At 52.6% G+C, this 19,854-nt stretch carries 19 protein-coding genes and 2 pseudogenes; 16 read left to right on the top strand and 5 right to left on the bottom strand.

Translation table 11 applies throughout. The features are described 5' to 3' along the window. Nucleotides 1-147 precede the first annotated feature (147 nt). The gene (locus FFT88_RS03570) at nucleotides 148-354 is read right to left on the bottom strand and encodes a hypothetical protein (protein WP_135381141.1); all 207 of its coding nucleotides are present in this window, start codon (nucleotides 352-354) and stop codon (nucleotides 148-150) included. Between the two features lie 57 nt (nucleotides 355-411). Between FFT88_RS03570 and putA the strand changes: the two genes are divergently transcribed. After that, on the top strand, nucleotides 412-4,374 hold the full coding sequence (gene putA / locus FFT88_RS03565; protein WP_135404171.1) for a trifunctional transcriptional regulator/proline dehydrogenase/L-glutamate gamma-semialdehyde dehydrogenase: 3,963 nt from the start codon (nucleotides 412-414) through the stop codon (nucleotides 4,372-4,374). 39 nt (nucleotides 4,375-4,413) lie between these two features. On the opposite strand, the gene rutR is transcribed toward putA, so the two are convergent. Further along, entirely contained in the window at nucleotides 4,414-5,052 is a 639-nt protein-coding gene (rutR, locus tag FFT88_RS03560) for an HTH-type transcriptional regulator RutR (RefSeq protein WP_000191701.1), read from the bottom strand. A gap of 287 nt (nucleotides 5,053-5,339) precedes the next feature. On the opposite strand from rutR, the gene rutA reads away from it, so the two are divergent. The 8 genes and pseudogenes from rutA to FFT88_RS25800 form a co-directional block, all read left to right on the top strand. Next, a complete protein-coding gene (gene rutA / locus FFT88_RS03555; RefSeq protein WP_135404458.1) occupies nucleotides 5,340-6,431 on the top strand; it encodes a pyrimidine utilization protein A in 1,092 nt (363 codons plus the stop codon). Further along, a complete protein-coding gene (gene rutB / locus FFT88_RS03550) occupies nucleotides 6,431-7,123 on the top strand; it encodes a peroxyureidoacrylate/ureidoacrylate amidohydrolase RutB (protein ID WP_032255822.1) in 693 nt (230 codons plus the stop codon). The genes rutA and rutB overlap by 1 nt, the downstream gene beginning before the upstream one ends. 11 nt (nucleotides 7,124-7,134) lie before the next feature. Next, nucleotides 7,135-7,521, top strand: a complete 387-nt coding sequence (gene rutC / locus FFT88_RS03545) for a 3-aminoacrylate deaminase (RefSeq protein ID WP_001126780.1) — start codon at nucleotides 7,135-7,137, stop codon at nucleotides 7,519-7,521. A gap of 7 nt (nucleotides 7,522-7,528) precedes the next feature. Continuing rightward, complete coding sequence (rutD, locus tag FFT88_RS03540; protein WP_135404170.1) at nucleotides 7,529-8,329, top strand: pyrimidine utilization protein D; 801 nt, start codon at nucleotides 7,529-7,531, stop codon at nucleotides 8,327-8,329. A gap of 9 nt (nucleotides 8,330-8,338) precedes the next feature. Beyond that, a complete protein-coding gene (locus tag FFT88_RS03535; RefSeq protein WP_135404169.1) occupies nucleotides 8,339-8,929 on the top strand; it encodes a malonic semialdehyde reductase in 591 nt (196 codons plus the stop codon). Nucleotides 8,930-8,939: 10 nt separating this feature from the next. Beyond that, nucleotides 8,940-9,433, top strand: a pseudogene (gene rutF, locus FFT88_RS03530) (NADH-dependent FMN reductase RutF). A 20-nt stretch (nucleotides 9,434-9,453) separates the two neighbouring features. Next, the gene (gene rutG / locus FFT88_RS03525) at nucleotides 9,454-10,782 is read left to right on the top strand and encodes a pyrimidine utilization transport protein G (RefSeq protein WP_135404168.1); all 1,329 of its coding nucleotides are present in this window, start codon (nucleotides 9,454-9,456) and stop codon (nucleotides 10,780-10,782) included. A 59-nt stretch (nucleotides 10,783-10,841) separates the two neighbouring features. Continuing rightward, nucleotides 10,842-10,940, top strand: a pseudogene (locus tag FFT88_RS25800) (hypothetical protein); the annotation flags it as partial. Between the two features lie 98 nt (nucleotides 10,941-11,038). Here FFT88_RS25800 and FFT88_RS03520 read toward each other — a convergent pair. Then, nucleotides 11,039-11,212: a general stress protein gene (locus tag FFT88_RS03520; RefSeq protein ID WP_001273658.1), complete on the bottom strand. Its 174-nt coding sequence runs from the start codon at nucleotides 11,210-11,212 to the stop codon at nucleotides 11,039-11,041. Nucleotides 11,213-11,589: 377 nt separating this feature from the next. Here FFT88_RS03520 and wrbA point away from each other — a divergent pair, with 377 nt between their 5' ends. After that, the gene (gene wrbA, locus FFT88_RS03515; RefSeq protein ID WP_001151442.1) at nucleotides 11,590-12,186 is read left to right on the top strand and encodes an NAD(P)H:quinone oxidoreductase; all 597 of its coding nucleotides are present in this window, start codon (nucleotides 11,590-11,592) and stop codon (nucleotides 12,184-12,186) included. A 20-nt stretch (nucleotides 12,187-12,206) separates the two neighbouring features. Further along, nucleotides 12,207-12,434, top strand: coding sequence for a YccJ family protein (locus FFT88_RS03510; RefSeq protein ID WP_001143120.1), 228 nt, complete (start codon nucleotides 12,207-12,209; stop codon nucleotides 12,432-12,434). Between the two features lie 219 nt (nucleotides 12,435-12,653). On the opposite strand, the gene agp is transcribed toward FFT88_RS03510, so the two are convergent. Together agp and FFT88_RS03500 are read right to left on the bottom strand one after the other, a co-directional pair. After that, nucleotides 12,654-13,895: a bifunctional glucose-1-phosphatase/inositol phosphatase gene (gene agp / locus FFT88_RS03505; RefSeq protein ID WP_135404167.1), complete on the bottom strand. Its 1,242-nt coding sequence runs from the start codon at nucleotides 13,893-13,895 to the stop codon at nucleotides 12,654-12,656. Nucleotides 13,896-14,044: 149 nt separating this feature from the next. Next, a complete protein-coding gene (locus FFT88_RS03500) occupies nucleotides 14,045-15,478 on the bottom strand; it encodes a gluconate:proton symporter (protein WP_135404166.1) in 1,434 nt (477 codons plus the stop codon). Nucleotides 15,479-15,750: 272 nt separating this feature from the next. Between FFT88_RS03500 and FFT88_RS03495 the strand changes: the two genes are divergently transcribed. The 5 genes from FFT88_RS03495 (at nucleotide 15,751) to cbpM (ending at nucleotide 19,761) form a co-directional block, all read left to right on the top strand. Then, a complete protein-coding gene (locus FFT88_RS03495; protein WP_130222081.1) occupies nucleotides 15,751-16,665 on the top strand; it encodes a LysR family transcriptional regulator in 915 nt (304 codons plus the stop codon). Between the two features lie 50 nt (nucleotides 16,666-16,715). Further along, on the top strand, nucleotides 16,716-17,969 hold the full coding sequence (locus FFT88_RS03490; RefSeq protein WP_135404165.1) for a D-amino acid dehydrogenase: 1,254 nt from the start codon (nucleotides 16,716-16,718) through the stop codon (nucleotides 17,967-17,969). Further along, nucleotides 17,966-18,322, top strand: a complete 357-nt coding sequence (locus FFT88_RS03485) for a RidA family protein (protein WP_135404164.1) — start codon at nucleotides 17,966-17,968, stop codon at nucleotides 18,320-18,322. The genes FFT88_RS03490 and FFT88_RS03485 overlap by 4 nt, the downstream gene beginning before the upstream one ends. Nucleotides 18,323-18,535: 213 nt before the next feature. Further along, a complete protein-coding gene (gene cbpA / locus FFT88_RS03480; protein ID WP_130205426.1) occupies nucleotides 18,536-19,456 on the top strand; it encodes a curved DNA-binding protein in 921 nt (306 codons plus the stop codon). Further along, complete coding sequence (gene cbpM / locus FFT88_RS03475) at nucleotides 19,456-19,761, top strand: chaperone modulator CbpM (protein ID WP_130205424.1); 306 nt, start codon at nucleotides 19,456-19,458, stop codon at nucleotides 19,759-19,761. The genes cbpA and cbpM overlap by 1 nt, the downstream gene beginning before the upstream one ends. The last annotated feature ends 93 nt before the right edge of the window (nucleotides 19,762-19,854 follow it).

Raw genomic sequence — 19,854 nt, 5'->3', positions numbered from 1 at the left:
CAAAAATTATTATCGGCAATGTCGAAACTTGCCGTTATATCTGCCACCGGAACGGGGTAACAGAGTTTATGTTTTACCAGGGCGACCGTATCCTGCCGGAAGTGCTGGTTATTCACAATCGATTTAACACATCATTTACATCAAATTTTATTGCCCAGCGATACTATTTTTCATCAGGTTGCACTTCCTCACATTTTTTACGGTTGCACCTTTCAAAAATGTTAACTGCCGCAGAGAAAAAGTCTGCGTTACTTTTTTAATCCCTGTCATATCGATTTCTTTTATTAACATTTCATTCATTTTTAAGCTTGCTACGTAAGTCACATTTAACGCGGTTGCACAAAGTTGCAACATAATAGATATTTCACGATAACGTTAAGTTGCACTTTTCAGAACAACAGGAGTAATGGCATGGGAACCACCACCATGGGGGTTAAGCTGGACGACGCGACGCGTGAGCGTATTAAGTCAGCCGCGACACGTATCGATCGCACACCGCACTGGTTAATTAAGCAGGCGATTTTTTCTTATCTTGAACAACTGGAAAATAGCGATACCTTGCCGGAGCTGCCTGCACTGCTTTCTGGCGCGGCCAATGAGAGCGATGAAGTACCAACTCCGGTAGAGGAACCACACCAGCCATTCCTCGACTTTGCCGAGCAAATTTTGCCCCAGTCGGTTTCCCGCGCCGCTATCACCGCCGCGTATCGCCGCCCGGAAACTGAAGCGGTTTCTATGCTGCTGGAACAAGCTCGCCTGCCGCAGCCGATTGCCGAACAGGCGCACAAACTGGCGTATCAACTGGCCGATAAACTGCGTAATCAAAAAAACGCCAGTGGTCGCGCAGGTATGGTTCAGGGATTATTGCAGGAGTTTTCGCTGTCATCGCAGGAAGGCGTGGCGCTGATGTGTCTGGCAGAAGCGTTGTTGCGTATTCCCGACAAAGCCACCCGTGATGCGTTAATTCGCGACAAAATCAGCAACGGTAACTGGCAGTCACACATTGGTCGTAGCCCATCTTTGTTTGTTAATGCCGCCACCTGGGGGCTGCTGTTTACCGGCAAACTGGTTTCAACCCATAACGAAGCCAGCCTCTCCCGCTCGCTGAATCGCATTATCGGTAAAAGCGGTGAACCGCTGATCCGCAAAGGTGTGGATATGGCGATGCGCCTGATGGGCGAGCAGTTCGTCACGGGCGAAACCATCGCGGAAGCGTTAGCCAATGCCCGCAAGCTGGAAGAAAAAGGTTTCCGTTACTCTTACGATATGCTGGGCGAAGCCGCGCTGACTGCCGCAGACGCACAGGCGTATATGGTTTCCTATCAGCAGGCGATTCACGCCATTGGTAAAGCGTCCAATGGTCGTGGCATCTATGAAGGGCCGGGCATTTCAATCAAACTGTCGGCGCTGCATCCGCGTTACAGCCGCGCCCAGTATGACCGGGTAATGGAAGAGCTTTACCCGCGTCTGAAATCACTCACCCTGCTGGCGCGTCAGTACGATATTGGTATCAATATTGACGCCGAAGAGGCCGATCGTCTGGAGATCTCCCTCGATCTGCTGGAAAAACTCTGTTTCGAACCAGAACTGGCAGGCTGGAACGGCATCGGTTTTGTTATTCAGGCTTATCAAAAACGCTGCCCGTTGGTGATTGATTACCTGGTTGATCTCGCCACCCGCAGCCGTCGCCGTCTGATGATTCGCCTGGTGAAAGGCGCGTACTGGGATAGTGAAATCAAGCGTGCGCAGATGGACGGCCTTGAAGGTTACCCGGTTTATACCCGCAAGGTGTATACCGACGTTTCATATCTCGCCTGTGCGAAAAAGCTGCTGGCGGTGCCGAATCTAATCTACCCGCAGTTCGCGACGCACAACGCCCATACGCTGGCAGCGATTTATCAACTGGCAGGTCAAAACTACTATCCGGGTCAGTACGAGTTCCAGTGCCTGCATGGTATGGGCGAGCCACTGTATGAGCAGGTCACCGGGAAAGTTGCCGACGGCAAACTTAACCGTCCGTGTCGTATTTATGCCCCGGTTGGCACACATGAAACGCTGCTGGCGTATCTGGTGCGCCGCCTGCTGGAAAACGGTGCTAACACCTCGTTTGTTAACCGTATTGCCGACACCTCTTTGCCACTGGATGAACTGGTCGCCGATCCGGTCACTGCTGTAGAAAAACTGGCGCAACAGGAAGGGCAAACTGGATTACCGCATCCGAAAATTCCCCTGCCGCGCGATCTTTACGGTCACGGGCGCGACAACTCGGCAGGGCTGGATCTCGCTAACGAACACCGTCTGGCCTCGCTCTCCTCTGCCCTGCTCAATAGTGCACTGCAAAAATGGCAGGCCTTGCCAATGCTGGAACAACCGGTAGCGGCAGGTGAGATGTCGCCCGTTATTAACCCGGCAGAGCCGAAAGATATTGTGGGCTATATGCGTGAAGCCACGCCGCGTGAAGTAGAACAGGCGCTGGAAAGTGCGGTTAATAACGCGCCAATCTGGTTTGCCACGCCTCCGGCTGAACGCGCAGCGATTTTGCACCGCGCTGCCGTGCTGATGGAAAGCCAGATGCAGCAACTGATTGGTATTCTGGTGCGTGAAGCCGGAAAAACCTTCAGCAACGCCATTGCCGAAGTGCGCGAAGCGGTCGATTTTCTCCACTACTACGCCGGACAGGTGCGGGATGATTTCGCTAACGAAACCCACCGTCCATTAGGGCCTGTGGTGTGTATCAGTCCGTGGAACTTCCCGTTGGCTATTTTCACCGGGCAGATCGCTGCCGCACTGGCAGCAGGTAACAGCGTACTGGCAAAACCGGCAGAACAAACGCCGCTGATTGCCGCGCAAGGGATCGCCATTTTGCTGGAAGCGGGTGTACCGCCAGGCGTAGTGCAGTTGCTGCCAGGTCAGGGTGAAACCGTGGGCGCGCAACTGACGGGTGATGATCGCGTGCGCGGGGTGATGTTTACCGGTTCAACCGAAGTCGCTACGTTACTGCAACGCAATATCGCCAGCCGCCTGGACGCTCAGGGTCGCCCTATTCCGCTCATCGCTGAAACCGGTGGCATGAACGCGATGATTGTCGATTCTTCAGCACTGACCGAACAGGTCGTCGTGGATGTACTGGCCTCGGCGTTCGACAGTGCGGGTCAGCGTTGTTCGGCGCTGCGCGTGCTGTGCCTGCAAGATGAGATTGCCGACCACACGTTGAAAATGCTGCGCGGCGCAATGGCCGAATGCCGGATGGGTAATCCGGGTCGCCTGACCACTGATATCGGTCCGGTGATTGATAGCGAAGCGAAAGCCAATATCGAGCGTCATATTCAGACCATGCGTAGCAAAGGCCGTCCGGTGTTCCAGGCAGTGCGAGAAAACAGTGAAGATGCCCGCGAATGGCAAAGCGGCACCTTTGTCGCGCCGACGCTTATCGAACTGGATGACTTTGCCGAATTGCAAAAAGAGGTCTTTGGTCCGGTGCTGCATGTGGTGCGTTACAACCGTAACCAGCTGCCGGAGCTGATCGAGCAGATTAACGCTTCCGGTTATGGCCTGACGCTTGGCGTTCATACACGTATTGATGAAACCATCGCCCAGGTCACTGGCTCGGCCCATGTTGGTAACCTGTATGTTAACCGTAATATGGTGGGCGCAGTGGTTGGTGTGCAGCCGTTCGGCGGCGAAGGGTTGTCCGGCACCGGGCCGAAAGCTGGCGGTCCGCTCTATCTCTACCGTCTGCTGGCGAATCGCCCGGAAAGTGCGCTGGCGGTGACGCTCGCGCGTCAGGATGCAGAGTATCCGGTCGATGCGCAGTTGAAAGCCGCATTGACTCAGCCGCTAAATGCACTGCGGGAATGGGCAGCAAATCGTCCAGAATTGCAGGCGTTATGTACGCAATATGGCGAGCTGGCGCAGGCAGGAACACAACGATTGCTGCCAGGGCCGACGGGTGAACGCAACACCTGGACGCTGCTGCCGCGTGAGCGCGTGTTGTGTATTGCGGATGATGAGCAGGATGCGCTGACTCAGCTCGCCGCCGTGCTGGCGGTGGGCAGCCAGGTACTGTGGCCGGATGACGCGCTGCATCGTCAGTTAGTGAAGGCATTGCCATCGGCAGTCAGCGAACGTATTCAACTGGCGAAAGCGGAAAATATAGCCGCTCAACCGTTTGATGCGGTGATCTTCCACGGTGATTCGGATCAGCTTCGCGCATTGTGTGAAGCGGTTGCCGCACGGGATGGCGCAATTGTTTCGGTTCAGGGTTTTGCCCGTGGCGAAAGCAATATCCTGCTGGAACGGCTGTATATCGAACGTTCGCTGAGTGTGAATACCGCTGCCGCTGGCGGTAACGCCAGTTTAATGACGATCGGTTAAACAGGTAGCCGGAGGATGTTACAACCTCCTCCGGCATCATTAACGTGGTCGAATCCCTTCAATAATAATCCGCTGCACGTTTTCAACCGTTTGATTGAAAAACACCTCATCGCGCAACGTCGCGCCTGTCACCGCCTCCACCTGAGGGGCAAAATCGGCGTAATGTTGAGTGGAAGCCCAGATCATAAAAATCAAATGCTGCGGGTCAATCGGCGCGAGTTTGCCGCTTTTGACCCAACCGGCAATCAGCGCCGATTTCTCATCAATTAATGCCTTCAAATCGCCCGTCAGTTCATCCATTAACAGCGGTGCACCTGCCAACATTTCCATACAGAACAGGCGCGAAGCCTGCGGATAATCGCGGGACACTTCCAGCTTCAGACGGATGTACTCTTTGATCGCCGCCAGCGGGGCGAAATCTTCACGAAACGCTTTTAACGGTGCCAGCCAGATATCGAGAATTTGCCGCAGCACGGCAATATACAGCGCCTCTTTTGACGGGAAGTAATACAGCAGATTGGTTTTTGAAACACCCGCCAACTCTGCGATCTGCTCCAGCCGTGTGCCGTGAAAACCGAATTGCGAAAAAGTGTCCAGTGCCGCGCTAAGAATCGCTTTTTTCTTCGCGCTTACTGCGCGCGAACGTTTACCCGTTGTTTTCACTGCGCCTTGCGTCATGCGCTCTCCCCTCTTGTAGATTAGCAACAGGATAGCAAAACCCCCGCCCGGCCTCGACCTTCTGCACTCTCATCGCGCACAGATGCATGTTTTATGTGCAACTGTTTTGACCGTTTAGTCCACTTTTTACCAGATATTTTAGATAACGCAATGTTAACACATTAATAACATTAACTTTTTAAAAACTGGCATCCGCTTTGCAAACAAGCCATTACGCGGCTGAAAAGGATATGCAGGATGCAGCGCCCCGTCTGACTTTCACTTTACGAGACGAAGAGAGGTTGATGATGAAAATTGGCGTATTTGTACCTATTGGCAACAACGGCTGGCTCATTTCGACCCACGCGCCGCAGTACATGCCGACCTTTGAACTGAATAAAGCCATTGTGCAAAAAGCGGAGCACTACCATTTCGATTTCGCCCTGTCGATGATCAAACTGCGTGGTTTTGGCGGCAAAACTGAGTTCTGGGATCACAACCTTGAGTCGTTCACCTTGATGGCGGGGTTGGCGGCCGTGACCTCGCGCATTCAGATTTACGCCACTGCTGCCACCTTAACGTTACCTCCGGCAATCGTCGCCCGTATGGCCGCAACCATCGACTCCATCTCTGGCGGGCGTTTTGGCGTCAACCTCGTGACTGGCTGGCAAAAGCCCGAGTATGAGCAGATGGGTATCTGGCCTGGCGATGACTATTTCTCCCGTCGTTACGACTATCTCACCGAATATGTTCAGGTGCTGCGCGACCTGTGGGGCACGGGGAAAAGCGATTTTAAAGGCGATTTTTTCACCATGAATGATTGTCGCGTCAGTCCGCAACCGAGTGTCCCCATGAAAGTGATCTGCGCCGGGCAAAGCGACGCTGGCATGGCGTTCTCCGCCCAGTATGCCGATTTCAACTTCTGTTTCGGCAAAGGCGTAAATACGCCTACGGCTTTCGCCCCGACCGCTGCGCGGATGAAACAGGCCGCAGAGCAAACCGGGCGCGACGTTGGCTCTTATGTGTTGTTTATGATGATTGCCGACGAAACCGACGATGCCGCTCGCGCCAAATGGGAACACTACAAAGCGGGCGCAGATGAAGAGGCGTTAAGCTGGCTAACCGAACAAAGTCAGAAAGATACCCGCTCCGGTACTGACACCAACGTCCGTCAGATGGCCGATCCCACTTCGGCGGTAAACATCAATATGGGGACGTTAGTCGGTTCTTACGCCAGTGTCGCGCGCATGTTAGATGAAGTCGCAAGCGTGCCTGGTGCCGAAGGCGTGCTGTTGACCTTCGATGATTTTCTGTCGGGAATCGAAACCTTCGGCGAGCGCATTCAACCACTGATGCAGTGCCGCGCCCATCTCCCTGCGCTGACTCAGGAGGTGGCATGATGACAACCTTAACCGCTCGACCGGAAGCCATTACCTTCGATCCGCAGCAAAGTGCGCTGATCGTGGTGGATATGCAAAACGCTTATGCCACGCCAGGCGGCTACTTAGATCTCGCCGGGTTTGATGTCTCAACCACTCGCCCGGTCATTGCCAACATTCAAACCGCCGTGACCGCAGCGCGAGCGGCAGGGATGTTGATCATCTGGTTTCAAAATGGCTGGGATGAACAGTATGTCGAGGCTGGCGGCCCCGGCTCACCGAATTTTCATAAATCGAACGCCCTGAAAACCATGCGTAAGCAGCCGCAGCTGCAGGGGAAATTGCTGGCGAAAGGCTCCTGGGATTATCAACTGGTGGATGAACTGGTGCCGCAGCCTGGCGATATTGTGCTGCCGAAGCCGCGCTACAGCGGTTTCTTCAATACGCCGCTGGACAGCATTTTGCGCAGCCGCGGAATACGCCATCTGGTTTTCACCGGTATCGCTACCAACGTCTGCGTCGAATCGACGCTACGCGACGGCTTTTTTCTGGAGTATTTCGGCGTGGTGCTGGAAGACGCAACTCACCAGGCGGGGCCGGAATTTGCACAGAAAGCCGCGTTGTTCAATATCGAAACCTTTTTTGGCTGGGTCAGCGACGTCGAAACGTTCTGCGACGCGCTTTCGCCCACGTCTCTTGCCCGTATTGCCTGAGGAACTTACTTATGCCGAAATCCGTAATTATTCCCGCTGGCAGCAGCGCACCGCTGGCCCCCTTCGTTCCCGGCACGCTGGCTGATGGCGTGGTGTATGTCTCCGGTACGCTGGCTTTTGATCAACATAATAACGTGCTGTTTGCCGATGACCCAAAGGCGCAAACCCGCCACGTTCTGGAAACTATCCGCAAGGTGATCGAGACGGCGGGTGGCACGATGGCGGATGTGACCTTCAACAGCATCTTTATTACCGACTGGAAAAATTACGCCGCGATTAACGAAATCTACGCCGAGTTTTTTCCGGGTGATAAACCGGCGCGATTCTGCATTCAGTGCGGACTGGTAAAACCTGACGCGCTGGTGGAAATCGCCACAATTGCGCATATCGCCAAGTGAGGCCGCGATGAAACTTTCACTCTCACCTCCCCCTTATGCTGATGCGCCCGTAGTGGTGTTGATTTCAGGTCTTGGCGGTAGCGGCAGTTACTGGTTACCGCAACTGGCGGTGCTGGAGCAGGAGTATCAGGTAGTCTGTTACGACCAGCGCGGCACCGGCAATAATCCCGACACGCTGGCAGAAGATTACAGTATCGCCCAGATGGCAGCGGAACTGCATCAGGCGCTGGTAGCCGCAGGGATTGAGCGTTACGCGGTGGTCGGCCATGCGCTCGGTGCGCTGGTGGGAATGCAGCTGGCGCTGGATTATCCCGCGTCGGTAACTGTGCTGGTCAGCGTTAACGGCTGGCTACGAATAAACGCCCATACGCGCCGCTGTTTTCAGGTTCGCGAACGATTACTGTATAGCGGCGGCGCGCAGGCATGGGTGGAAGCGCAGCCGTTGTTCCTCTATCCCGCCGACTGGATGGCGGCCCGCGCACCTCGCCTGAAAGCAGAAGACGCGCTGGCACTGGCGCATTTTCAGGGCAAAAATAATTTACTGCGTCGACTTAACGCCCTCAAACGCGCTGACTTTAGTCACCATGCGGATCGCATCCGCTGCCCGGTGCAAATCATCTGCGCCAGTGATGATCTGCTGGTGCCATCAGCATGTTCCAGTGAGCTTCATGCCGCCCTGCCCGATAGCCAGAAAATGGTGATGCGCTATGGCGGACACGCCTGCAACGTGACCGATCCCGAAACGTTTAATGCTCTGTTACTCAACGGGCTTGCCAGCCTGTTACATCACCGTGAAGCCGCCCTGTAAGGAATTGCTATGAACGAAGCCGTTAGCCCAGGTGCGCTTAGCACCCTGTTCACCGATGCCCGCACTCACAACGGCTGGCGGGAGACACCCGTCAGCGATGAGACGCTACGGGAGATTTATGCCCTGATGAAATGGGGGCCGACATCAGCTAACTGTTCTGCGGCACGGATCGTGTTTATCCGCACGGCAGAAGGAAAAGAACGTCTGCGCCCGGCGCTTTCCAGCGGCAATCTGCAAAAAACCCTGACCGCGCCCGTCACCGCTATCGTCGCCTGGGACAGTGAATTTTATGAACGGTTACCGCAACTGTTTCCTCACGGCGATGCCCGCAGTTGGTTTACTTCCAGCCCGCAACTTGCCGAAGAAACAGCGTTTCGCAACAGCTCCATGCAGGCGGCCTATCTGATCGTCGCCTGCCGTGCGCTGGGGCTGGATACCGGCCCGATGTCTGGTTTCGACCGTCAACACGTGGACGACGCCTTTTTTGCGGGTAGCACGCTGAAAAGCAACCTGCTGATTAACATCGGCTATGGCGATAGCAGCAAACTTTATCCGCGCCTGCCGCGTCTGTCCTTTGAAGAAGCCAGCGGGCTGTTATAAGGAGCAAACCATGAACATAGTTGATCAACAAACCTTTCGCGATGCGATGTCCTGTATGGGCGCGGCGGTCAATATCATCACCACGGACGGTCCTGCCGGGCGCGCCGGGTTCACCGCCAGCGCCGTCTGCAGCGTGACCGACACGCCGCCCACATTACTGGTGTGCCTGAATCGTGGGGCGTCCGTCTGGCCGGTATTCAATGAAAATCGAACGCTGTGTGTAAATACACTTAGCGCCGGGCAGGAGCCGCTTTCAAACCTTTTTGGCGGCAAAACGCCCATGGAACACCGCTTTGCCGCCGCCCGCTGGCAGACGGGTGTGACCGGATGCCCGCAACTGGAAGAGGCGCTGGTTTCGTTTGACTGCCGTATCAGCCAGGTGGTGAGCGTCGGCACCCACGACATTCTGTTTTGCGCCATCGAGGCGATTCATCGTCACGCCACCCCTTACGGCTGGTGTGGTTCGATCGCAGTTATCACGCGCTGATGCGCCCTGCTTGTTAACCTCCTTAAGGAGACAGCTGATGGCAATGTTCGGTTTTCCTCACTGGCAGTTAAAATCGACCTCTACAGAGAGCGGCGTGGTCGCGCCGGATGAACGATTGCCGTTTGCTCAGACGGCAGTAATGGGCGTTCAGCATGCGGTGGCGATGTTTGGCGCGACGGTGTTAATGCCGATTCTGATGGGGCTGGATCCCAATCTTTCTATTTTGATGTCGGGGATCGGCACGTTACTGTTTTTCTTTATTACCGGAGGACGCGTCCCCAGTTATCTCGGTTCCAGCGCGGCTTTTGTTGGTGTGGTGATCGCCGCGACGGGCTTTAACGGTCAGGGCATTAACCCGAATATCAGCATCGCGCTGGGCGGGATTATCGCCTGTGGGCTGGTTTATACCGTCATTGGCCTGGTGGTGATGAAGATCGGTACGCGCTGGATTGAACGCCTGATGCCACCCGTAGTGACGGGCGCGGTGGTGATGGCGATTGGCCTGAACTTAGCGCCTATCGCAGTGAAAAGTGTATCGGCTTCGGCCTTTGATAGCTGGATGGCGGTAATGACGGTGCTGTGTATTGGGCTGGTGGCGGTGTTTACCCGTGGCATGATCCAGCGGTTGTTGATTCTCGTAGGGTTAATTGTCGCCTGTCTGCTGTATGGCGTGATGACCAACGTTGTAGGGCTGGGAAAATCCGTCGATTTTACTCTTGTCAGTCATGCTGCCTGGTTCGGTCTGCCACATTTTTCCACTCCTGCTTTTAATGGTCAGGCAATGATGCTGATTGCGCCCGTGGCGGTGATTCTGGTGGCGGAAAACTTAGGTCATCTCAAGGCAGTCGCCGGGATGACCGGACGCAATATGGACCCGTATATGGGGCGGGGATTCGTCGGTGATGGTCTGGCAACGATGCTTTCCGGCTCTGTCGGCGGTAGCGGCGTGACAACCTATGCTGAAAATATCGGTGTGATGGCCGTGACAAAAGTCTACTCGACACTGGTGTTTGTTGCTGCTGCCGTCATCGCCATGCTGTTGGGCTTTTCGCCGAAATTTGGTGCGCTGATTCATACCATTCCTGCAGCGGTGATTGGTGGTGCATCAATTGTTGTGTTCGGGCTAATTGCCGTCGCAGGCGCGCGGATCTGGGTACAAAACCGTGTGGATTTAAGCCAGAACGGCAATTTGATAATGGTCGCGGTAACGTTAGTGCTGGGCGCGGGTGATTTTGCTCTCACGCTGGGCGGTTTTACGTTGGGAGGGATCGGTACAGCAACTTTTGGCGCGATTTTACTCAATGCGTTGTTAAGCAGAAAGTTGGTTGACGTTCCTCCGCCAGAAGTTGTTCATCAGGAGCCATGAACAGAAAACCGCCGGGATTACCGGCGGTGCAGATTGTTGACAACGTACGCATTGTTCATGCCGGATGCGGCGTAAACGCCTTATCCGGCCTACAAAACAGTGCAAATTCAATATATTGCAATCTTCTGGTAGGCCTGATAAGCATCGCGCATCAGGCAAGCTTACGTTTGTCATCAGTATCAACCGCCGGGTAACCGGCGGTGATGGCTTTTTGACGAGCTAGAGACAAAAATGCATTCGTCATTGATTAGCCCGGCTAGTTGTCGCTTTTGCCGTGGCTGCTTTTGCCACCTTTTTTTCCTGCTTCAGATGCGCGCTGCGGGTCATTTTTGAAATTCCCCCCGCTGTGCTGTCCACCTTTTTTACCTGCTTCTGATGCTCTTTCGCGGTCTTCTGCAAAATTACCTGAACCGCCTCGATGGTTTGCCATTACTGACCTCCGTCTTGATGTAGACATCATATTGCATTGCATAGGATTAACGCGGCGTATGGCGGTGCCATATTTTCGCTACGTGGGACTAAGCTTAGTGAACTGACGCGGGTGGATCCGCGTTTGGTAATATCCTGCAACAGGTTCTGAGCGAGAATAGATATCATTTCCAATAATTATCCATAAGCCTCTCTTATGATTAAAAAAAACGCTATGGGATAAAAATGTATCATTTTGCGACAAATTTACGCGCTTGTGAAAGTTGTTATAAATCAAATAAGTGGTTGTGAAATTTGCACTCTGAAAAGGACGTCTTATCTTTAAAAGAGTGGTAGCGAATCGCTACGGAATAGAGATAACACGAGGAGTGGTTAGAAATGGCTAAAGTTCTGGTGCTTTATTATTCCATGTACGGACATATCGAAACGATGGCGCGCGCAGTCGCTGAAGGCGCAAGCAAAGTCGATGGCGCAGAAGTTGTTGTTAAGCGTGTACCGGAAACCATGCAGCCGCAATTATTCGAAAAAGCAGGCGGTAAAACGCAAACTGCACCCGTTGCAACTCCGCAAGAACTGGCCGATTACGACGCCATTATTTTTGGTACGCCAACCCGCTTCGGCAATATGTCCGGGCAAATGCGTACCTTCCTCGACCAGACGGGCGGCCTGTGGGCTTCCGGCGCACTATACGGAAAACTGGCGAGCGTCTTTAGCTCTACCGGCACCGGCGGTGGTCAGGAACAAACCATCACATCCACCTGGACGACACTTGCGCACCACGGCATGGTGATTGTCCCTATTGGCTACGCAGCGCAGGAACTTTTTGACGTCTCGCAGGTTCGCGGCGGAACGCCGTACGGCGCAACCACCATTGCAGGCGGTGACGGTTCACGCCAACCCAGCCAGGAAGAGTTGTCTATCGCACGTTATCAGGGGGAATATGTCGCTGGTCTGGCAGTTAAACTCAACGGCTAATCTTCAACAGGAGGATACGCATGCCAACTCAAGAAGCGAAAGCTCATCACGTGGGTGAATGGGCATCTCTGCGCAATACGTCGCCGGAAATAGCCGAGGCCATTTTCGAAGTCGCCGGGTACGACGAAAAAATGGCGGAAAAAATTTGGGAAGAAGGTAGCGATGAAGTGTTAGTCAAAGCCTTTGCTAAAACCGATAAAGATTCGCTTTTTTGGGGCGAACAGACCATCGAACGTAAAAACGTTTAATCAGCGACTCCCCCGCTTCTCGCGGGGGAGCTTTCAAATTGTTGACAACGTGCGCTTTGTTCATGCCGGATGCGGCGTGAACGCCTTATCCAGCCTACATGATCGTGCAAATTCGATATAGTGCAATTCTCGGGTAGGCCTGATAAGCGTAGCGCATCAGGCAATCTCACGTTTGTCATCAATCTCATATTCCCCCGCTTCTCGCGGGGGAGCTTTCTGTTATTTCACCGCTTCATTCAACACGCTATCAAACTTATCCATTGGGCAAAAACCGTTGGCATCTATCGGGCAGCCGGTTAATTCCAGCGTCACACGCTGCGCAGGTGCCTGCAACGTTAACGCATCGGCATTACGCAACTGTTCCGCACTCTGGTACACATATTCAATTTTTATCAAATCGCGATTGGCTTTGCTGTCATGCCAACGCTGGAAAACGATTTTGCCGCCAATCGGCGTGCGTTCGTTCTGGTCATGCAACTGATACGGTTTGAAATCCAGCGCCGTTAACAGAGAGGCAATGTTTGAGTCGTGCCCAACCAGCACTGTGATTTTCGGCGCACTGGCACGATCGGTAACCAGGGCTTTGTCGATATAACTGACCAGCGGTTTCGCGACATTACGCGCCACTTCCGGTGAAGTAAACAGGCTATCCTGGTAACCGTTTTTCAGTTTCGACAACACTTTCCATTGTTGATCTGATTTGATTTCCCCCCAGGCCACCTGATCCATCGGGAAACCTTCGTAGTATTGCAGGGTGAACGCGTCCACCAGCGAGTTGCCCACTTTTAGCGGCCCGGAAACGCCTGGTTCTTCCTGATACTTCGCGCTAAAGGTATTTTTACCGTCCACCAGCGAACACTGCTGTTTCTCTTTGCAGGCTGGTGAATCTTTATAGTTAACGATTTTTTCCAGTAACTGGTAGCTGTCGGTAAGCTGAAGTTTGCCGAGCTCTTTTTCCATTGCCGCTACCGCCTGCTCACTGAATGCGGCGGAATCATCGGTGATCACCGGGTTAAAGGTTGGGTCCATAGTGCCCATTTTTTCCTGGTGATGCACAGGAATATCACACCCCGGGAATGCGCCGGTAATAAAGAACTGTGCGGTCGCAACGGTTCGTTGCAGACTATTGGCATAGGCATAAACGGTGTCCGGCGGCGGGCATTCACCCGTTTTCACTATTCCCTGCTCTGCCAGCCACTCACGCATGTAATGGCCCATATACACTTCCAGCACGCCGCCTTTGGTCGTGAGTTGTCCACCGGGAACATCCCACTCCGGCCATTTATTCGGCGTCGACTGCTCAAGCACACTGCCATTATTTGCCAGAGGCGCACGTAAGTTATGACGGCTCATGAGTAGCACTTGCTGTAGTTGATAGCCTTCCGGCACGGTCTGTGCCTGAGCATTCGAAGAGAGTAAAACCATCCCAGCCACGGCCGCAGCGATTAGCGTTTTTTTCATTCCCATCACCTCTTTAGTTATCAATCAATTAAGAGTGTGACAGAAATATGGCATTTTTCCGGGAACAGGTTCGCAATTTAGCAGATGACGAGGCGGGAAACCGTCAAGCGATAACGGACAGTAGTCGCGCTATCGCCTGGTTTGTATCGTTAAACTAATACCTGAAACAGCAAGGCAAAAAGAATGATATTGGCAATGACAATGGCCCAACCGTTATAAAGCATATATTTCAGGTGAGTAGATTGTGCCAGCCCCATTTGACCGAACATATCCGATGACGGGAAAGGTCCAAACCAGTCCACTTGTGATGAGGCTAATAATACTGCCGTTGTACCCTGTGGCGGCACTCCCGCAGCCATCAACATCGGACCAAATATTTTATGCGTGAAGGTCATCTGAGCAACAGCAGCACCGGGTACATGACCGATAATGTTAAAGGCAAAAATACAGAAGCAAAGCCATGCCGGAGATATCCCGGTTAACAGTGGTTGTGTGTATTCGAGCAACCCCTGATACGCCTGCAGGCTATCCATAAGTTCCAGAATCGGGTTATACAGCCAGTAGAGCAGAAACATCCACACCAGTCTGCCACAGCCTTTATACAGCGCTTGCAGGATCCCGGTTGGGCTTAATCCCCCCACCAGCCCGGTGATCAACGCCACCAACAGCATAACGATAATGGCAAAACTAAAACCTGCTTTTATCACTACGCCAATAACCGCCATCACAATAATGGTTGCAGCAAATGCCAGGGCGCTGAGTTTGCGACGACGATCGCGGGCAGGATCCTCTTCTTCCTGAGTTTTCTCAGAGAGATCCACTTCGTAGTGTAATTTTCCTTCCGTCATCTTCTGAATTCGCCCGGCCATTATCCAGCCAGCAAATAACGTCACGGCGCTCATTGGCAGCCCGACGTACATCAGGTATTGCGGATAAGTCAGGCCGCCGAGTTGTAAAATCGTCACAGTACTGGGAGTAAATGGCCCGGTAAACAATCCCACTGACCCCGCCGTCATCATCAGTGCAGCCACTGTAGGCGGTGTCAGCCGTACTGCCGCCGCCACGGGAATAATCACCGCAACAATAATGGCGTTGCCGCCTGCCATTGTGCCCAGCGCGCCACAGATGAGAATGGATGAGACGACGATACCAAATTTGACCCGTGTCTGGCTGGAAAGCCCGATACGATGCACCACAAATTTGACCAGTTCAACGGCGGCTCCGGTACGTGTTGCCACTTCACCTACGCCTGCGCCAAGCATAATGATCAAACCAACAGTGGCGATAAACGATCCCGTCGATTTTGCCAGCATGGCGCCCATTTCAGGTAAGCCGGTGGAGGTCATTATCATCGCAATAATAATCGATGAAATAACCGCCAGAACAATATCGACGCCTATCAACGAGAGCACCGCTAACGCCACCAGTGGTGTAAAACCAAGCAGTCCGAGTTCATTACCTGGACGCCCCTGGCACCAGAACGCTATCAGTAAAAATGCGATCAATAACAAGCCAATAATGACATTCTTTTTGGTGATATTTTGTCTGGTTAGTGAACCACCAGCGAGCATTGAGTCACTCATATAACTCCTTAACCCCATCGAATCGACTTTCAATATCAGCCGATATATTTGGACAGCTCAGAAAATATCCCCCCTCGTTATTATTGTTAGCAAAATGCGCTGAGGGTTTGTCCGGGTACTACAGGTATTATTCTGAGTTCGTAATTAACCCCTTTAGGTGGGCAAATAACGCATTGTTACCAGAACAGGCGTTACGCATTAAATTTATGTTAACTTAGTGTTACCATGAAATGACTTTTTATCTATCGTCTATAACTCTGGGTTAACTCTTAATGAAACTGCGCCACCTGGAAATCTTCTATGCTGTGATGACATGCGGGACACTTTCACGGGCAGCGGAATCGCTGAATATTTCCCAGCCGGCCGCCAGTAAAGCGTTAAAAAACGCGGAACAAAAACTCGGTTTTCAGCTCTTTCAGCGAGTTCGTGGCAAGCTTCTTCCAACCAGCGAAGCGATCACACTTTTCGAAAAAGCGCAGTCGATTTATCACGAACTCGACAACCTGCGACTACTGGCCGATAACCTGACGCGAGATCCGCGAGCCAGAATAGCCCTGGGATGCCTGCCAAGCCTGGGATTAAGTCTGGTGCCGGAAATAGTCACGGCGTTTTACCAGCAGAATGCGAATCTGGTCATGACACTGACGACAGAGCACACTGAAACGTTGGTTAAAAAACTTGATCTGCGTGAGATTGATCTGGCCCTGACGCTACAACCGATTCAACAAGGGGAAATTATGACGACGCTGATCGCCGAAGTTCCGCTGGTTTATATCGACCGGGACTATCGCCAGGGCGCAGTAGAAATAGACAAGATTGACCAACAACGCTGGATTTCTCCCGGCCCTCATTCCCTTTCCGATGCGATAGCTAAACGACGTGATTTTTTGACGACGCGCCTGAATGTCCAGACCTATTACATGGCCACGGAATTTGTAAAACGCGGAATGGGATGCAGTATTACCGATATTTTCTCTGCCCGTCATAACCTCCCGGCAGAGACGATTCACCCCATCGCCCCGCCAATGAAAATTGACCTTTGCTTGCTACGCCGCGCCGACGTTTCACTTAGCCCCATTACACAAAAATTTGTCGATTTCCTTTGTCAGCAATTACGTCTCCAGCTGCGAGCCATTAACCTTGAGTTATACCCTGAAAATAAAAAGTCAATTGCTCCTCAGGCCTAAATGCTTTGACATAACCCCAACGCATTTATTAGCGGTGGATATCTCAGGTGATGAAAAAACGCATTGTAATTATTGGCGGCGGGGTAATTGGTCTGGCAACAGCATGGGTTCTGGTAAAACAGGGCCATCAGGTGCAATTGTTAGAACGCAACAGCCAGGCAGGCGTCGCCACCAGTTTCGCTAATGGCGGGCAACTCAGTTATCGCTACGTTGCTCCTCTGGCGGATAAAGGCGTACCGATGCAGGGAATTAAATGGATGGGGAAAAGCGACTCCCCCCTCAATATGCGTTTGCGCATGTCATTTAGCCAGTGGCGCTGGTTGCTGGAATTTTTATTGGCCTGCAATAGCCGGACAAATAAACTCAATGGCGACCATATTTTACGCTTATCACTGTTAAGCCGTCAGGTCATGGAAGAGTGGCTGCTGGAAGATAATCTTGATGATTTTCACTGGCGCCGTTCTGGCAAACTGATTATTCATCGCCGCCCGCAAGATTTAGCCAAAGCAGCAAAAGGTATTAATCCGCAATTTCAACAGGCTTTATCACGCGAAGAGTGCGTTCATCTTGAACCAGCACTAAAACATATTGGTCATTCATTGTGTGGCGGTATTTACTCCCCCGGCGATGAAACGGCGGACTGCTATAAGTTCTGCCAGGCATTACTTGCCAAACTTAATGCCAGCGTAAATTTTTCGCTACAAACCGATTGTGAAGTTTTGCAGTTGAATAAAAAAGGCGAGCGCATTGATTCCATCACCACCAGCACAGGAACACTGGTTGCTGATGATTATGTCGTTGCCGCGGGTAATGGCAGTAAGCATTTACTTGCCGAAACCGGGACTCACGTACCGCTCTGCGGTCTGAAAGGTTACAGTCTGACGCTCCCCTTCCCACAAGAAATGGGGATCGCACCGCAAATCAGTGTCACCGACTATGGTCATAAAATTGTCTATGCCCGACTCGGTGAGCGGTTGCGTATCGCCGCCATGGTCGATATTGGCTATGACGGTAATGAACTGCGCCCTGAACGAATCAATGCCTTAAAACAGATCGTAGCTAACAGTTTTCCGCAACTGCAAGGCATCGATGATGCTGAATTATGGACAGGTATGCGTCCATCCACCCCTGCGGGTCCGCCACTATTAGGACGGGCGAAGTATCAAAATCTGTGGATGAATCTTGGTCAGGGCAGTCTGGGCTTTACGCTGGCGGCGGGTAGTGCCGTGGTGTTAGGCGCGCTGCTGTCGGGCGAAGATCCTACAATTTCCCTTGATGGACTGACATGGAGCCAATCAGCTTGAATATCAAACGTAATGACCCACAACCTCGTCTTGCCGCCAGTGTGGAATATGGCAATCTTGTATTTCTCTCCGGTCAGACACCGAAGAGCAATACTCCTGACATCGCGCAACAAACGCGCGAAGTGCTGGAGAAAATCGACGCATTACTTGCTGAAGCGGGCAGTGATAAATTTCATCTCTTGTCCGCTCAGGTATGGCTGAAAGATATCAGCCGCGATTTTGCCGATTTCAACGACGTATGGGTTAACTGGCTGCCAGAAGGATATAGCCCGGCACGTGCTGCCGTGCAGGCTGAGATGGCCCGCCCGGAGATTCTGGTTGAAGTGATGGTCACTGCGGTAAAAGCCGGATAATTCACCATTTTCCGCCCCCTGACAACGTTGTCATGGGGCATCTATGAAGGTTAAACGTCCCCTCTTTTACCTGCCAAAATTCAGGCTGAAAATATCATTTTTAGTTATGTTTTTATCACTGGCCTACGATTTTTTCTGATTTCCCCTACACTTAACTCTGATACCTTGTCAGGGGTTTCCCTTTGTCTGTATTGATTTACGCGAGATAACGCTATGGAATTAAAGGATTATTACGCCATCATGGGCGTGAAACCGACGGACGATCTCAAGACAATCAAGACCGCCTATCGTCGACTGGCCCGCAAATACCATCCTGATGTCAGCAAAGAGCCCGATGCCGAAGCCCGCTTCAAAGAGGTCGCTGAAGCCTGGGAAGTGTTAAGTGATGAACAGCGTCGCGCTGAATATGATCAGATGTGGCAGCATCGCAACGATCCGCAATTCAACCGCCAGTTCCAGCATGGCGACGGTCAGAGTTTCAATGCCGAAGATTTTGACGATATCTTCTCGTCAATTTTCGGTCAACATGCCCGCCAGAGCCGTCAACGCCCCGCCACACGTGGCCACGATATTGAAATTGAAGTTGCGGTATTCCTGGAAGAAACGCTTACTGAGCACAAACGTACCATCAGCTATAACCTGCCGGTTTATAACGCCTTTGGCATGATCGAACAGGAAATCCCGAAAACGCTGAATGTGAAGATCCCGGCGGGCGTCGGCAATGGCCAACGTATCCGCCTGAAAGGCCAGGGGACGCCAGGCGAAAACGGTGGTCCAAATGGCGACCTGTGGCTGGTGATTCATATAGCCCCGCATCCGTTGTTTGATATTGTCGGTCAGGATCTGGAAATTGTGGTGCCGGTTAGCCCGTGGGAAGCGGCTCTGGGTAGCAAAGTCACTGTACCAACCCTGAAAGAAAGCATTTTGTTGACCATTCCGCCAGGCAGTCAGGCCGGGCAACGATTGCGCATTAAAGGCAAAGGTCTGGTAAGCAAAAAACAGACTGGTGACTTGTATGCGGTACTGAAAATCGTCATGCCGCCGAAACCGGATGAAAATACTGCTGCGCTGTGGCAACAACTGGCAGACGCCCAGTCGTCTTTTGATCCACGTAAAGATTGGGGGAAAGCATAATGGCTCATGTTACGGTGACTTTTACCATTACCGAATTTTGCCTGCATACCGGCATTTCTGAAGAGGAGTTGAATGAAATTGTCGGTTTGGGGGTGGTTGAACCGAGAGAGATCCAGGAAACAACCTGGGTATTTGATGACCATGCCGCCATTGTGGTGCAACGCGCGGTACGTCTGCGTCAGGAACTGGCGCTGGACTGGCCTGGGATCGCGGTGGCGCTGACGTTAATGGATGATATTGCACATCTGAAACAGGAAAACCGTCTGTTACGCCAGCGGCTTTCCCGGTTTGTGGCTCACCCGTGAGTGTGGCCGCCGGATGCGATGCTGACGTGTCTTATCAGGCCTACAAAAATCACCGTTCCCGTAGGCCGGATAAGGCGTTCACGCCGCATCCGG

The organism is Escherichia sp. E4930 (genome assembly GCF_005845405.1).
GTDB lineage: Bacteria > Pseudomonadota > Gammaproteobacteria > Enterobacterales > Enterobacteriaceae > Escherichia.
The sequence above is the reverse complement of the archived record's forward strand: the minus strand, read 5'-3'. Positions and strand labels throughout refer to the sequence as shown.